This is a genomic window from Pseudomonas syringae CC1557 (assembly GCF_000452705.1).
Classification (GTDB): domain Bacteria; phylum Pseudomonadota; class Gammaproteobacteria; order Pseudomonadales; family Pseudomonadaceae; genus Aquipseudomonas; species Aquipseudomonas syringae_F.
The window spans coordinates 1,970,065-1,985,461 of record NZ_CP007014.1; the positions used below are offsets into that span (position 1 = coordinate 1,970,065).

The 15,397-nt window shown below is 58.7% G+C and carries 15 protein-coding genes; 12 read left to right on the forward strand and 3 right to left on the reverse strand.

Going from position 1 to position 15,397, the window contains the following annotated elements; all coding sequences use genetic code 11:
* Positions 1–56 precede the first annotated feature (56 nt).
* Both N018_RS09135 and N018_RS09140 read left to right on the forward strand, forming a co-directional pair.
* Positions 57–1,367 (forward strand): MFS transporter, encoded by a 1,311-nt coding sequence (locus N018_RS09135; RefSeq protein ID WP_025389390.1) that lies wholly within the window; start codon positions 57–59, stop codon positions 1,365–1,367.
* A 93-nt stretch (positions 1,368–1,460) separates the two neighbouring features.
* Positions 1,461–2,270: an IclR family transcriptional regulator gene (locus N018_RS09140; RefSeq protein ID WP_025389391.1), complete on the forward strand. Its 810-nt coding sequence runs from the start codon at positions 1,461–1,463 to the stop codon at positions 2,268–2,270.
* Positions 2,271–2,281: 11 nt separating this feature from the next.
* On the opposite strand, the gene N018_RS09145 is transcribed toward N018_RS09140, so the two are convergent.
* Entirely contained in the window at positions 2,282–3,334 is a 1,053-nt protein-coding gene (locus tag N018_RS09145) for an NAD(P)-dependent alcohol dehydrogenase (RefSeq protein ID WP_024645987.1), read from the reverse strand.
* Between the two features lie 180 nt (positions 3,335–3,514).
* Here N018_RS09145 and N018_RS09150 point away from each other — a divergent pair, with 180 nt between their 5' ends.
* Positions 3,515–4,420, forward strand: coding sequence for an AraC family transcriptional regulator (locus N018_RS09150; protein ID WP_024645988.1), 906 nt, complete (start codon positions 3,515–3,517; stop codon positions 4,418–4,420).
* A gap of 50 nt (positions 4,421–4,470) precedes the next feature.
* Here N018_RS09150 and N018_RS09155 read toward each other — a convergent pair whose 3' ends face one another.
* Positions 4,471–6,126: an electron transfer flavoprotein-ubiquinone oxidoreductase gene (locus tag N018_RS09155; protein ID WP_024645989.1), complete on the reverse strand. Its 1,656-nt coding sequence runs from the start codon at positions 6,124–6,126 to the stop codon at positions 4,471–4,473.
* Between the two features lie 505 nt (positions 6,127–6,631).
* Between N018_RS09155 and N018_RS09160 the strand changes: the two genes are divergently transcribed.
* The 9 genes from N018_RS09160 to N018_RS09200 all read left to right on the forward strand — a co-directional run bounded on the left by N018_RS09160 (position 6,632) and on the right by N018_RS09200 (position 13,890).
* Positions 6,632–7,381 (forward strand): electron transfer flavoprotein subunit beta/FixA family protein, encoded by a 750-nt coding sequence (locus tag N018_RS09160; RefSeq protein ID WP_024645990.1) that lies wholly within the window; start codon positions 6,632–6,634, stop codon positions 7,379–7,381.
* Complete coding sequence (locus tag N018_RS09165; RefSeq protein WP_024645991.1) at positions 7,382–8,311, forward strand: electron transfer flavoprotein subunit alpha/FixB family protein; 930 nt, start codon at positions 7,382–7,384, stop codon at positions 8,309–8,311.
* A 133-nt stretch (positions 8,312–8,444) separates the two neighbouring features.
* On the forward strand, positions 8,445–9,272 hold the full coding sequence (locus N018_RS09170) for a substrate-binding periplasmic protein (protein ID WP_024645992.1): 828 nt from the start codon (positions 8,445–8,447) through the stop codon (positions 9,270–9,272).
* A 10-nt stretch (positions 9,273–9,282) separates the two neighbouring features.
* Positions 9,283–9,636: a DUF4398 domain-containing protein gene (locus N018_RS09175; protein ID WP_024645993.1), complete on the forward strand. Its 354-nt coding sequence runs from the start codon at positions 9,283–9,285 to the stop codon at positions 9,634–9,636.
* A complete protein-coding gene (locus N018_RS09180) occupies positions 9,633–10,448 on the forward strand; it encodes an OmpA family protein (RefSeq protein ID WP_024645994.1) in 816 nt (271 codons plus the stop codon). Before N018_RS09175 ends, N018_RS09180 begins: the two co-directional genes overlap by 4 nt.
* 219 nt (positions 10,449–10,667) lie before the next feature.
* Positions 10,668–12,107, forward strand: a complete 1,440-nt coding sequence (locus N018_RS09185; RefSeq protein ID WP_025389392.1) for a PLP-dependent aminotransferase family protein — start codon at positions 10,668–10,670, stop codon at positions 12,105–12,107.
* A gap of 113 nt (positions 12,108–12,220) precedes the next feature.
* Positions 12,221–12,877, forward strand: coding sequence for a translation initiation factor 2 (locus N018_RS09190; RefSeq protein ID WP_080274810.1), 657 nt, complete (start codon positions 12,221–12,223; stop codon positions 12,875–12,877).
* 95 nt (positions 12,878–12,972) lie between these two features.
* The gene (locus N018_RS09195; protein ID WP_024645997.1) at positions 12,973–13,230 is read left to right on the forward strand and encodes a YkgJ family cysteine cluster protein; all 258 of its coding nucleotides are present in this window, start codon (positions 12,973–12,975) and stop codon (positions 13,228–13,230) included.
* Between the two features lie 54 nt (positions 13,231–13,284).
* Positions 13,285–13,890, forward strand: coding sequence for an START domain-containing protein (locus tag N018_RS09200; RefSeq protein ID WP_024645998.1), 606 nt, complete (start codon positions 13,285–13,287; stop codon positions 13,888–13,890).
* A 59-nt stretch (positions 13,891–13,949) separates the two neighbouring features.
* On the opposite strand, the gene gltA is transcribed toward N018_RS09200, so the two are convergent.
* Positions 13,950–15,239, reverse strand: a complete 1,290-nt coding sequence (gene gltA / locus N018_RS09205) for a citrate synthase (RefSeq protein ID WP_024645999.1) — start codon at positions 15,237–15,239, stop codon at positions 13,950–13,952.
* Positions 15,240–15,397: the final 158 nt, after the last annotated feature.

A 15,397-nucleotide genomic window follows, 5' to 3' on the forward strand; every position in this document is an offset into this window, starting at 1 on the left:
TCGCCGTAACCAACGAGAGCTCGCCAAACAATAAATCCAACAAGAGGCTACATGCCATGCGCACTCGAACTATGGAAGGCGCGGCGTCGCTGGTGACGCCGTCCCGCAAGCGTTTCTTCATCATGGTGTTGCTATTCATCACCGTGGTGATCAACTACCTCGACCGCAGCAACCTGTCCATTGCCGCTCCGGCACTGACCGCCGAGCTGGGCCTTGATACGGTGCATGTCGGGCTGATTTTCTCCGCCTTCGGCTGGACCTACGCCGCCATGCAACTGCCCGGTGGCTGGCTGGTGGACCGGGTGCCGCCGCGCATCCTCTACACCGCAGCGCTACTGCTGTGGTCTATAGCAACCATCATGCTCGGCTTCGCCGCCAGTTTCATTGCACTGTTCGTATTGCGCATGGCTGTCGGCGCGCTGGAAGCGCCGGCCTATCCCATCAACAGCCGCGTCGTGACCACCTGGTTCCCCGAGCGTGAGCGGGCCACTGCGATTGGCGTCTATACCTCAGGACAGTTCGTCGGCCTGGCATTTCTGACCCCGGTGCTGGCCTGGTTACAGGCGCACTACGGCTGGCACATGGTGTTTGTCGCAACGGGCGGCGTTGGCGTGCTGTGGGCATTGATCTGGTACACGGTGTATCGCGAGCCGCGCGACTTCAAAGGCGTCAACCAGCAGGAGATCGAGCTGATCCAGGAGGGCGGCGGTCTGGTGGATATCCAGCAGGATGCCGAGAAGCAGAAGCAGGGTTTCAACTGGCTGGACCTCGGCATAGTGCTCAGCAAACGCAAGTTGTGGGGCATCTACCTGGGGCAGTTCTGCCTGAACTCCACGTTGTGGTTCTTCCTGACCTGGTTCCCGACCTATCTGGTGAAATACCGTGGCATGGACTTCATCAAGTCCGGCCTGCTGGCGTCGTTGCCGTTTCTGGCGGCGTTCGTCGGCGTGTTGTGTTCGGGGTTCTTCTCCGACTGGCTGATCCGTCGCGGCCATACCGTGGGTTTTGCCCGCAAGCTGCCGATCATCGCCGGGTTGCTGATTTCAACGTCGATCATCGGTGCCAACTTTGTCGACTCAACGCCGCTGGTCATCACCTTTCTGGCCCTGGCGTTCTTTGGCAACGGTCTGGCGTCGATCACCTGGTCGCTGGTCTCGACCCTGGCCCCGGCGCGCCTGCTGGGCCTGACGGGCGGCACGTTCAACTTCATCGGCAATCTGGCGGCCATCGCCACGCCGATTGTGATTGGCTTCCTGGCATCCGGCGATTCGTTTGCGCCCGCCATTACCTATATCTCGGCGCTGGCCCTGCTGGGTGCGCTGTCCTACATCCTGCTGGTAGGAAAAGTCGAACGTATCGAGCTGTGATAGTCGAGCTTTGAGGTCGACGCGTGCGGACACTGGCGACGATAATGTCGCCAGCTTCTCGAACTGCCCCTTTTATCCAAACCACGGCCTGTCATGCAAAACGACGTACTCCCCTCTGCAAACATCACCCGCAAGGAACCGGCACCGACCGGTACTCAGACCCTGTTACGCGGGCTGGGCGTGGTTCAGGCGGTGGCCAGTGGCGCACGCGACTTGAAGGAGATCGCTCGGCTGATCGGAACGACGCGCAGCACCACCCACCGTCTGGCCAGTTGCCTGGTTGAGGAGCGCTATCTGCGGGTGGTGCCACAGGTGGGTTATCTGCTCGGGCCGAAACTGATCGAACTGGGGTTTCAGGCGCGCGAAGAAGTGCCGCTGGCGATACTCGCGCGACCGTATCTGGATCGGCTCTCGGAACTGACCGGCGATACCGTGCATCTGGCGGTTCGGGAAGGTGACGACGTGCTTTATCTGCACAAGAACCCCGGTCGCAATGGTCCGGAAATGCGTTCACGGGTCGGGCACCGCATGCCGCTGGTGCGGACCGGGATCGGCAAGGCATTGCTGCTGGACAGTGCGTTATCAGAGTGGCAGCGGTTGTATGAGGTCAGCATGCCAGCGTCGGGCAGGAACCCGCTGTGGCCTGCTCATGAGCAGCAAACCTGGGAACAGTTGCTGTCGCGGAGGGAAGAGTACGTGCAGGGTGGTTATGCGTTTGATCTGGAAGACAACGAACCGTCGATTCGTTGCGTGGCAGCGCCGGTACGGGATGCCAGCAAACAGATTGTTGCTGGCATCAGTATCGCCAGTACCGTGCCCTACATGCCGCTGGAGAAAATGGCCGAGCTGGTTCCGCTGATCAAGAACATCGCAGCGGAACTCTCGGCCGATCTCGGCGGCTGATCGGCAGCGGCTCAGGCCTTCAGCGTGGCCATGTCGATCACGAAACGGTACTTCACGTCACCGGCCAGCATACGCTCGTAGGCTTCGTTGATGTTGCGGATGTCGAGCATTTCGATGTCGCAGGTGATGTCGTTCTCGGCGCAGAAATCCAGTACTTCCTGGGTTTCGGCAATACCACCGATCAATGAACCGGCCAGTACGCGACGGCTCATCACCAGATTGGCTGCGTGTACTGGCGGCTCGATAGGCTCGATCAGACCGACCAGAATGTGCGCGCCGTCGAAACGCAGGGTTTCCAGGTAGGGGTTCAGGTCGTGCTGGACCGGAATGGTGTCGAGCAGGAAGTCGAAGTGCCCGGCAGCGGCCTTCATCTGTTCTGCGTCGGTCGACACGATCACATGATCAGCGCCCTGGCGATGTGCTTCCTGAGCCTTGGCTGCGGAGCGGGTGAACAGCGTGACTTCAGCGCCCATCGCCTTGGCGAACTTGATGCCCATATGGCCGAGACCGCCCATGCCCAGAATGCCAACCTTGTCGCCAGCCTTGACGCCATAGTGCTTGAGTGGCGAATAGGTGGTGATGCCTGCACACAGAATCGGCGCAGCGGCGGCCGGGTCGAGCTTCTCTGGAACGCGCACGACGAAATGCTCGGCAACCACGATGCTGTTCGAGTAACCGCCCATGGTGTTGCTGCCGTCCACGCGGTCTGGCGTGGCGTAAGTCATGGTCGGGCCTTCCAGGCAATACTGTTCGAGGTCCGATTTACAGGCCGAGCATTCACGGCAGGAGTCGACCATGCAGCCGACGCCGACCATGTCTCCGACTTTGTATTTGGTGGCATTGGCGCCAGTGGCGGTGACGCGACCGACGATTTCGTGGCCTGGCATCAGCGGGTAAACGGCAATGCCCCACTCGTTGCGTGCCTGGTGAATGTCGGAGTGGCAGACGCCGCAGTAGAGGATTTCGATGGCAACGTCGTCGGCACGCGGAGCGCGACGTTCGAAGGTCATCGGGGCGAGGGGGGCGGTGGCTGACTGAGCGGCGTAACCGATAGCTGTGTACATGTATGACCTCGCAAGGTGTAACGGAATAGAGGCGCACCATTGTCCGGATGTGCGCCTGTCCCGGCTATGGTGAATCCTCCGTGTTTCATGCCTATTTCTCTGGCTGGACAATTCGATGTCGGCTACGAGGCTCAAATCTGCGATGATGAAGCTGTCTATTTCTCTGTCGGCCTGCTTCCCATGACGCTTGCGTTTCCCCCTGATGGCAATGCCACACTCGTCTCCCTGATCAAACCCCTCGCGGTTCGCCCCGGCTTTGTGGCTACCCATCTGCCTGAGGTGCGCGTTCTGTCGGCCTTTGGTTACGTGGCCAGCAGCCCGCAGATCTACGAGCCAAGCCTGATGATCATGGTGCAGGGCAGCAAGGTCGCCTGCCTGGGGCCGCGCACGTTCGAATATGGCACCGGGCATTACCTGATTCAGGCGCTTTCCGTGCCGTTCAAGTGCGAAACCTTCGCCACCCCCGACAAGCCGCTTTACGGCGTCTCAGTGGCCATCGACCGGGTGTTGCTGGGTGAGCTGGTGCAGGCGCTGGGCCCGGCGAGCGTGCAGGAAAGCGAGGTGCAGACGCCGGAATCGATGACCTCGGTATTGATCGACAATGCAATGCGCGACAGTGTCGAGCGTCTGCTGCGCTGCCTGCATGATCCGCTGGAGTGTCAGGCAATGGGGCAGTCACGGGTTCGCGACGTGTTGTACAGCGCACTGCGTGGTCCACAGTCAGGTGTGTTGCGCGCGCTGGTCGAGCAGCAGGGGCAATTCGCGCGAATAGCCTCTGCAGTCACCTACCTGCACGAGCATTATGATCACGCGCTGAATGTCGACACCCTGGCACGCTGCGCCAATATGAGTACCTCGACCTTTCACGAACACTTCAAACGCAGCACGCTGCTGTCGCCCGTGCAGTACCTCAAACGCCTGCGCCTGCTCAAGGCTCAGCAATTGCTGGTCGCCGAGGGCCTGGGTGTGGCGCAGGTCGCGTTGAAGGTCGGCTATCAAAGCGCGTCGCAGTTCAGTCGTGAATACAAGCGCTATTTCGAGCGCAGCCCGGGGGAGGAGAGCAGCAACCTGCGTGTCCCTGCCTGAATGGAAAAAGCCCCGAGAGGGGCTTTTTCTGTTGAAGCTTGCCGCGACCGTTACATGTTCGGATATGTGGGGCCGCCAGCGCCTTCCGGTGCCACCCAGGTGATGTTCTGCGAAGGGTCCTTGATGTCGCAGGTCTTGCAATGCACGCAGTTCTGCGCGTTGATCTGGAAGCGTTTCTCGCCATCTTCTTTAGTGATGACTTCGTACACACCTGCCGGGCAATAGCGCTGGGCCGGTTCATCATACAGCGGCAGGTTCTTGCTGATCGGGATGCTCGGATCGGTCAGCTTCAAGTGGCAAGGCTGCTCCTCTTCGTGGTTGGTGCTGGAGAGGAACACCGAACTGAGCTTGTCGAAGCTGAGCTTGCCATCGGGTTTCGGGTAGTCGATCTTCTTCGAGTCCGCTGCCAGTTTGAGGCAGGCATAGTCAGGCTGGGTGTCGTGCAGCGTGAACGGCAGCTTGCCACCGAAAATGTTCTGATCGATGAAGTTGAATGCGCCGCCCTTGAGTGCGCCGTATTTGTGGATCGCGACGCCAAAGTTGCGGCTGGCGAACAGTTCTTCATGCAGCCAGCTGGCCTTGAAGGCCTCGACGTAAGACGTCAGCACGTCGCCGCCTTCGTTACCGGCGAACAGCGCGTCCGCCACCGATTCGGCAGCCAGCATGCCGGACTTCATGGCGGTGTGGCTGCCCTTGATCTTGGCGAAGTTCAGGGTGCCCAGATCGCAACCGATCAGCGCTCCGCCAGGGAACACCATCTTCGGCAGCGAATTCAGGCCGCCCTTGGTGATAGCGCGTGCGCCGTAACTGATGCGTTTGCCGCCTTCCAGGTACTGCTTGATGACTGGGTGATGCTTGTAGCGCTGGAATTCATCGAACGGCGAAAGGTACGGGTTGCTGTAGGAAAGGTCGACGATCAGGCCGACCACCACCTGATTGTTTTCCAGGTGGTACAGGAACGAACCGCCCGGATTGGCATCGTCCAGCGGCCAGCCTGCGGTGTGCACCACCAGCCCCTGTTCATGTTTTGCCGGGTCGACTTCCCAGATTTCCTTCAGGCCGATGGCGTAATGCTGCACGTCGGCTTCGTCGTCGAGGTTGAAGCGCTTGAGCAATTGTTTGCCGATATGGCCACGGCAGCCCTCGGCGAACAGCGTGTACCTGGCGCGCAGCTCCATGCCGGGCGTGTACAGGCCTTCTTTCGGATTACCTTCGCGGTCGACACCCAGGTCGCCGGTGACAATCCCGCGCACCACGCCGTTGTCATCGAACAGTGCTTCCTGTGCGGCAAAGCCCGGGTAGATTTCCACGCCGAGGTTTTCAGCCTGCTGCGCGAGCCAGCGGCACAGGTTGCCCAGGGAGATGATGTAGTTGCCATGGTTGTGCATGGTCCTGGGAACGAAAAGGTCCGGGATTTTCCGGGCTTTTTCGGCGTCGCGCAGCAGATAGATGTCATCGCGCTTGACCGGCGTGTTGAGCGGGGCGCCCAACTCCTGCCAGTTCGGGAACAGTTCATTCAGCGCGCGGGGCTCGAACACCGCACCAGAAAGAATGTGAGCGCCCACTTCAGAGCCTTTTTCCACCACGCAGACGCTGATTTCCTTCCCGGCTTCAGCGGCCTTCTGTTTAAGGCGGCAAGCGGCAGAAAGCCCGGAAGGGCCGGCTCCGACGATAACGACGTCGAATTCCATGTATTCGCGTTCCACAGGCTATCTCCTACTCTCAAGGCTCACGGTGTTTTTTATGGGCGCTACAGGCCGACCTATGGAGGTGTTGGACACCGCCAGTCTTTTAATGGCAGGCATTATATCTACACCACTGCGCGGGTCCAATACAAACGTTTGTTTGAATTGCCCGCAAGCCAGATAAATCAAAGACAAGAGACCCATGACTGGCCGATTTGGCGTATTGACCGGAAAAGGCGTTGCGGTCAAGATACGGGCGGTTTTGCGTTTGCCGTAGGCTGAAACGAGGTTCGATTGAATCTCCCAAAAGGCATCAGGCGAACGCGGTGCAGGCAATTGGTCAACGTCGCCCGGCGCATTCTACACATCCTGCCGTTGCTTGACGGGTGGCGTGCGGCCTTTACAGCGCCTTTTGTACAGGGCCTTCTTAGCGTCTGGCCTGCACTCATACGATTGCTTGTTGAGGACACATATCGATCGCCTGGCGCTGCCGGGCGACTTCTTTTCACCGGAGAGTGAGGAATCCATGAAGGTTCTTGTAGCTGTCAAACGAGTGGTCGACTACAACGTCAAGGTTCGCGTCAAGGCGGACAACTCCGGCGTCGATCTGGCCAACGTCAAAATGTCCATGAACCCTTTCTGCGAAATCGCTGTTGAAGAAGCAGTGCGCTTGAAAGAGAAGGGCGTAGCGACAGAAATCGTGGTCGTCACCGTTGGCCCGACCACCGCTCAGGAACAATTGCGTACTGCGCTGGCACTGGGTGCAGATCGTGCCGTGCTGGTCGAGTCCGCTGAAGAACTGACTTCACTGGCCATAGCCAAGCTGCTCAAGGCAGTTGTCGACAAGGAGCAGCCACAGCTGGTGATCCTCGGCAAGCAGGCGATCGACAGCGACAATAACCAGACCGGGCAGATGCTCGCTGCGCTGAGCGGTTATCCGCAAGGCACCTTCGCGTCGAAAGTCGAAGTGACCGGCGACAAGGTTGCCGTGACCCGTGAAATCGATGGCGGCCTGCAGACTGTCTCCCTGAGCCTGCCAGCCATTGTGACTACCGACCTGCGTCTGAACGAGCCGCGCTACGCTTCGCTGCCCAACATCATGAAAGCCAAGAAGAAGCCGCTTGAAGTGCTGACACCTGACGCACTGGGCGTTTCCACAGCCTCGACCAACAAGACCGTCAAGGTTGAAGCGCCGGCTGCACGCAGCGCAGGCATCAAGGTCAAGTCGGTGGCTGAACTGGTCGAGAAACTGAAAAACGAAGCGAAGGTAATCTAAATGACGATCCTGGTTATCGCTGAACACGACAATGCGACCGTAGCCCCGGCTACGCTCAATACCGTTGCTGCCGCTCAAAAGATCGGCGGTGATATTCACCTGCTGGTCACGGGCTCCGGCGTAAGCGCCGTTGCCGAAGCCGCTGCCAAGATTGCCGGCGTGGCGAAAGTGCTGGTGGCGGACAACGCGGCCTACGCTCATCAACTGCCTGAAAACGTTGCGCCACTGGTGGTCGAGCTGGCTTCCGGTTACAGCCACGTGCTGGCCGCTGCCACTTCCAACGGCAAAAACATTTTGCCTCGCGTTGCCGCGCAACTGGACGTGGATCAGATCTCCGAGATCGTTTCGGTAGAATCGGCCGACACATTCACTCGCCCGATCTATGCCGGTAACGCGATTGCCACCGTGCAGTCCACGGCCTCGGTCAAGGTCATCACCGTACGTGCCACCGGCTTCGATCCGGTTGCTGCGGAAGGTGGTTCGGCGGCGGTCGAAGCGGTTTCGGCGGTTCATGATGCAGGCAAATCGAGCTTCGTTGGCGAAGAGCTGGCCACGTCGGATCGTCCAGAACTGACAGCGGCGAAAATCGTCGTTTCCGGCGGTCGCGGCATGCAGAACGGCGACAACTTCAAGCACCTGTACACCCTGGCCGACAAGCTCGGTGCGGCAGTCGGTGCCTCGCGCGCCGCGGTCGACGCCGGTTTCGTGCCCAACGACATGCAGGTCGGTCAGACCGGCAAGATTGTCGCGCCACAGCTGTACATTGCGGTCGGTATCTCCGGCGCGATCCAGCATCTGGCGGGCATGAAGGATTCCAAGGTGATCGTTGCGATCAACAAGGATGAAGAGGCACCGATCTTCCAGGTGGCCGATTACGGTCTGGTCGCGGATCTGTTCGAAGCCATCCCTGAGCTGGAGAAGCTGGTTTAAACCACATCTGGTTTAAGCGAAGCTCTTCCACTATAAAGAGAACCCGTTCCGTCCGGTATGTGTACCAGCAGTGTGTCTGCGTTACGCCTGCCCGGATTGCACGGGTTTTTTATCGCTTTCAAAAGGACTTCTCATGGGTCGCAACAGGCTGCTGACTTCGCTTCTGGCGGGCATAGTGCTGCTGCCTTCGCTGACACTCGGCGCAGAAAAATGCCAGCGTTTGATCGTGACGGGCAGCCCGGATGCGCCTCCCTATCTATGGCGTGATCCTCAGGACCCGCGGCACCTGATGGGCGCCAATGCCGACCTGCTGACTCAGGCGGCGGGAGCGTTGGGTATCAAGGTCGAGTTTCTGTACGGCGGCAAACGCAGCCAGGCGCTTGAAGAGGTGCGTACCGGGCGCATGGACATGTTGGCGGATGCACCGTTGAACGACGCTCAGCTTGAATTCCTCGATTACATTCATCCGCCGATTGTGCAGAACGACATCATGGTCTGGACTCGTCGCGACCATGCAGTGCCGTTCAATACGGTAGCCGAACTGAACGGTCATCCGGGGGCCCTATCAGAAAAGACCCGGCTGACGCCGCACTTCGAAGCGACGGCAAATCAGCATCTGACGCTGGAACGCGTCTCGGGGTTGACGCCGGCCTTTCAGAAACTGGCGCTGGGCGAAGTGGATTATGTGCTCGCCGGGCGTTATGCCGGAATGGTCATGGTACAGACGCTTGGTCTGGATTCAGACCTGACTGCTCAGCCGCTGGCGGTCGATACACCGGGTTTCTATCTGGCCTTGTCGTTCAACTCGGCGTGCAACGATCCATGGTTGCGCGGACAGCTGGCGAAAAAGATGACAGAATCTGCGGCCTCCGGCCTTGCGGGCGAAGTCATCAGGCACAATCTGGACGTATGGAAAGCCCAGCTGTTGCAGCCTGCCGGTGCCAGCGCCTCAAATAAGTAGGAATGTTTTTGTGAGTATTCGTTTTTCAATTGCCGTCACGGCAATCGCCACGCTGGTCGGCTGTGCCAGCGATCCCGTCCCGACCGAACAATTCAAGTTGACCGAGCAGGCCCTGCAACAGGCCAAGGCAGTCGGTGCTGCTGATGATCAACCAGAAATGGAAACGGCTTTGTCCTCCTTTGCTGAAGCGCGTGCGGCAATGGCAGCGCAGTCCTACAAGGAAGCACGCATGAGCGCGGAGCGGGCCGAGCTGGATGCGCGGTTGGCGGAAGCACGAGTACTCACGGTCAAGAGCCAAGAGCAGGCCAATCAGTTGAATACTCGTCTCAATCGCTTGCGCAAGCAGCTGGGAGAGGCGCAATGAACCGTATTCCGCGTGTACTGAGCGTATGCCTTTTGCTGGGTTCGGCCGGGCTGTACGGCTGTGCCGGGCATCAGGACAGTGGGCAGGCTTTGCAGCAGGCAAACGCCGATTTTCAGAAGGTCAAGGAAGACACCGACGTGCTGCGCAGCGCGCCGAGGGATGTCATTCGTGCCGGCGAGTCTTTGGCCCGTGCCGAGCGCTTGTCCAGTTATCTGGGCAGTGGCGCCGATGTCAGTCATTACGCCTACCTGAGCAGTCGATACAGCGAAATCGCTCGCGAACACAGCAATTTGCTGCTCAGTCAGGAGCGCCTGGCAAAAATGGACCTCGAGCGCCAGCGCATGCAACTGGCGTTGCGTGAAGCCAAGCTGGCCAGTGCCCAGCAGCAGGGGCGCTGGCTGGAAGACCAGATTCTCAGCCTGGCCACCACGCAGACTGATCGCGGTTTGGTGATGACCCTCGGCGATGTGCTGTTCGATGCCGGGCATGCCGAGCTGAAAAACTCCGCCAGTCGCACCATTCTCAAGGTTGTGCAGTTTCTGCAGATCAATCCGCGCCGTGTGGTCAGGATCGAGGGCTACACCGATAGCACCGGTGATCGTCAGGAGAATCTGAATCTTTCGAAGGACCGTGCGCAAGCTGTTGCCGATATGCTGATGGATTTGGGCATCGATGAAAAACGTATTCAGGTTCAAGGCTACGGCCAGCAGTTTCCGGTCGACGGTAATACCTCCGAGCGTGGGCGAGCGCAGAATCGCCGCGTCGAGATTGTGTTTTCCGATGAAAAAGGTCAGTTAGGCGCTGCTCGATAGCGAAAGCGCTCAAGAAAAAGCCCGACACCGGTAACGGTCTCGGGCTTTTTTGGCTTTAAACGCTGTGTGTATGGCGTTTATGGCCGCGTTTATTTTCGCGCAACGGCGCCGATCGCTGGCTTGAGCGCAAACTGTTCCCGTACACTTCTGGACTGCACCGGTTATTATCAATCTGTATTTTAAAAAACAATAAATCACCGGTCTTTTCGAGGCTGTGCCATGACCAATCTTTTGCTTTATCAGCGCATCGCTCAGCAACTGGCTGAAGACATTCGTCGGGGCGTCTACCAGCCCGGGGAGCGGGTGCCGTCGGTTCGCAAGATGAGCTCGCAGCTCAATGTCAGTCATGCCACGGTATTGCAGGCGTATGCAAATCTCGAAGATCAGGGCCTGATCCGGGCGCGTCCGCAGTCGGGTTATTACGTTCATCAGACGCCTGCGCTGACCGCGTCCACGCCGGACATCGCGCGTGTCGAGCGGCCCGGGCTGGTCACGCGCAGCAGTATCATCCAGCAAGTGCTTGAAGAATCGCGGCGTGATGGCGTGTTCGCCCTGGGCGCGGCGGTGCCACATGTGGATTACCTGCCGGTACGTGCGCTGCATCAGCAAATTGCCAAGGTCACGCGCTTTCAAAGCCCACGTGCCTTCAGCTACATGTTCAGCCCCGGTTTCGAGCCGCTGCGCAGGCAGGTTGCGATCCGCATGCGCGACGCAGGCGTGGTGGTCGACCCGTCGGAGGTGGTGATCACGCACGGCTGTGTCGATGCGCTGCAAATGGCCTTGCGAGTGCTGACCCGCCCCGGCGATCTGATCGCTGCTGAATCCCCGGCGTATTACGGTTTGTTGCAGCTTGCCGATCTGCTTGGGCTGAAAGTCATCGAGATTCCCAGCGATCCGGCGACTGGCATCAGTCTGGAGGCCCTGCAACTGGCGGCCAATCAGTGGTCGATCAAAGCGCTGGTGCTGACTTCACGGCTAAGTAATCCTCTGGGCGGCACCATGCCTGAGGAGCGGCAGAAAAACCTTCTGCGTCTGGTTTCCGATTTTGACATTCAGGTGGTCGAGGACGACGTCTATGGCGAACTGATGTTCGAGGTCGGACGAACCAAGGCGCTCAAGGCGTTTGATCGGTTGGGGAGGGTGCTCTACTGCTCCAGTTTTTCCAAGACCCTGTCGCCGGGCGTGCGCGTTGGCTGGATAATCGCTGGCAAGTACCAGGCCGAGATTCAGCGTCTGCAGACGTTCAGCACGCACTCTGCATGCAGCGTCACGCAAATGGGGATCGCCGCGTACCTTGAGAATGGCGGGTATGATCGGCATCTGCGTTTCATACGCCTGGAATATCGCAAGAATCTGAGCGCCTATCAGCTCGCTGTGCAGCAGTTCTTTCCTGAGGGCACGCAGATGAGTCGCCCGGCGGGTGGCTTTATCCTGTGGGTCAGCCTGCCGGGTCGGGTCAATACGCAAGAGCTGCATGTCCGCGCGCTGGAGCAGGGCATCAGCATCGCGCCGGGCCTGATTTTCAGTAATACCGAGCAGTTTAATCACTGCATACGCCTGAACTGCGGCATGCCGTGGAACAAGGAGGCGGAGCGTGCGCTGATGACGCTGGGGATGCTGGCAAAACAGCTGTGTCACGACACTGTTCCTGTCTACTGAGCGGGGCAGGCTTTTTTGTCAATTATTCGGAACTCTTGCCTTGTCAGCGTGGCCTCAAAAGGACAGCATATGTTTCTTTCCGGCTTTGCCACTGTCTTGTCTGATGCCTGCCTATGAATGCGTTTCGTTGTTTCGGGTTACTGGTTGTTGTTTTGCTGAGTGGTTGTGACGCTCAGCAATCACCTGTGCCCAAGCCAAAGACCGAGGCTGCCGCGCCTGCGCCTGCGCCTGCTTTACCCAAGGCTGCGGTGAAGGATGTAGCACCGGTGGAGGTTTCTGCGGCCGAGACCGTACTGCCGAAAGTGCCTGACTCCATGCATGAATTGATGCCGGGTGTTCCCGTGGTGCCTGTGGTGGTCGGTAAGGAGTCAAATGCGCCATCAGCCGCCCGGATCAACAAGGCGCCGGCATCCAGCGCTGACAAGCCTTCTTCCAAAGCAGCTTCTTCCAAGGCTGTGACGAGCAAGCGTGAGACCACCGCCAGCAATCGCAAGGCTGCCAAGGAGCCCAAGGCCAGGGATGTGCGGATAAAAGCACCCAGGCTGGACCTGAGTCTGCCGCCTGAGTTGGTCAAGCAGCTGGACCCGCCTTCCAAAGTCATTACCAGCAAGCGCAAGCCATTGTTGCCGCAGATGTTTGGTGAATCGCCTGGAGGCAGTCCTTTCGAGCTCGAAGGCCGATTGCTGACCAATGAAATGCAACTGCAGATGCGCAACGACAACCGTCGCGACGTCGAGGGTGCTGCTCTGGATTTCAAATTCAAGCAGTAAGCCCTGTGTATCGTCCGATACGGCATTTTCAAACGAGCGTTTCGGCGGTTAATATCCGTGCTCTTTTTTCATTTTCTCAATAAAGGTCTCGGGTCATGGACTGCCGTTCAGAGTGTGGCGCGTGTTGCATCGCGCCTTCCATTACGTCTGCCATACCCGGTATGCCGAACGGAAAGCCCGCAGGGGAGCGTTGCCTGCACCTGTCCATCGAACTGTTGTGTGCTCTGTTCGGCAAGCCCGAGCGTCCTGCTGTCTGCAGTCAGTTCAAGGCTGCGGAGGATGTCTGTGGTGTCGATCAGGCTGACGCCATTCGCCTGATAGGCTGGTGGGAAAAGGTTACTGCGGTAGCATGAAGCAACACTTTTAAGCGCAAGCGTTTTGTCGGAACTTCAAACAAGGAATAAAACATGAGTTCGCTTTATCGCATGGCTGTTGCTTGTGGATTGACTGTAGCGCTTGCCGGAGTGGCGCAGGCGGAAGACTGGAAAGTCGCCAAGGATGAGGACGGCATCAAGGTCTCGTTGAGTGATGTGCCGGGGTCCGATTACAAGGCCTATCGCGGCGTTGCTGTGATCAACGCCAGCGTCGGCAAGTTGCGCGCGCTGCAAGAGGACGTGGCGGGTGCCTGTGCATGGATTCATGAGTGCAAGTTGCAGAAAGTGCTCAAGCACGAAGGTGACAAAACCTGGACTTACAGCCAGTTCAACACGCCATGGCCGGTGACGCCGCGAGATTCGGTGTTGCTGATTACGACCCAGGAAGGCGCTGATGGCAGTATCACGCGCAATCTCGAAGGGCAGCCGAAGTACCTGCCTGAAGAAAAGGGTTTTGTGCGTGTCGCCGAGGTCAAGGGGTTCTGGAAGATGGTGCCCAAAGGCCCGAACCAGACTGAGGTGACCTATCAGGTTCACACCGAGCCAGGCGGTAGTGTGCCGTCGATGCTGGCCAACAAGTTTGTCGTCGATGCGCCGTTCAATACGCTGAAGGCGCTCAGGGACAGGGCCGCGCAGTAATCCCGTGTCGAGACGAAAAAGGGCTGCCCATTGGCAGCCCTTTGTTTTTGCGCTAACGCCTACTTGCGATCTTGCAGGGGGACGATGTCGCGCTTTACGTCGCCGGTGTAAAGCTGGCGAGGGCGACCGATCTTGTAAGGGCTGGAGAGCATTTCCTTCCAGTGCGAGATCCAGCCGACAGTCCGCGCCAGGGCGAAGATCACGGTGAACATGCTGGTCGGGATGCCGATGGCCTTGAGGATTATGCCCGAATAGAAGTCGACGTTCGGGTACAGCGAGCGTTCGATGAAGTAAGGGTCGGTCAGGGCGATCTCTTCGAGGCGCATGGCCAGTTCGAGTTGTGGATCGTTTTTGATGCCCAGTTCCTTCAGAACTTCGTCGCAGGTCTGCTTCATCACGGTGGCGCGTGGGTCGCGGTTCTTGTAGACGCGATGCCCGAAGCCCATGAGCTTGAACGGATCGTTCTTGTCCTTGGCCTTGGCGATGAAGGTGTCGATGTTCGAAACATCGCCAATCTCGTCGAGCATGGTCAGTACGGCTTCGTTGGCGCCGCCGTGAGCCGGGCCCCAGAGCGCTGCGATACCGGCAGCGATACAGGCGAACGGGTTGGCACCCGAAGAGCCTGCCATGCGCACGGTGGACGTCGAGGCGTTCTGCTCGTGGTCGGCGTGGAGGATGAAGATCTTGTCCATCGCCTTGGCCAGCACCGGGCTGATCGGTTTGATCTCGCACGGTGTGTTGAACATCATGTGCAGGAAGTTTTCTGCGTAGCTGAGGTCGTTGCGCGGGTACATCATGGGTTGACCCATGGAGTACTTGTAGACCATCGCTGCCAGGGTCGGCATCTTGGCGACCAGGCGCACGGCAGAAATCTCGCGGTGCTGCGGGTTGTTGATGTCCAGCGAGTCGTGATAGAACGCCGACAGGGCGCCGACTACGCCGCACATGACGGCCATCGGGTGGGCATCACGGCGGAAACCGTTGAAAAAGGTCTTGAGCTGTTCGTGAACCATCGTGTGGTTTTTGACCACGGCAACGAACTGGGCTTTCTGCTCGGCGGTTGGCAATTCGCCATTGAGCAGCAGGTAGCAGGTTTCCAGATAATCGGACTGCTCGGCCAGTTGTTCGATCGGGTAGCCGCGGTGAAGCAGAATTCCGTTATCACCATCGATGTAGGTGATCTTCGACTCGCAAGATGCCGTGGACATGAAGCCAGGGTCAAATGTGAAGCGGCCGGTGGCGGTGAGACCGCGTACGTCGATCACGTCCGGACCCACTGTACCCGTCAGAATTGGCAGCTCGACGGGGGCAGCACCCTCGATGATCAACTGCGCTTTTTTCTCAGCCATGTGGCCTCCTATTTATGCTTCAAATCATCAGACAGGCCCCCCACGCAGGGCCCGCATCACTATAGTGAGATAAATTCTAAAGTCAATTTGCCTAAAGTCGTGCTCCGCAAGGCGTTGACGATGCGTTTTTCGATGTCGTTTCCTGCCGTTTACGCCTT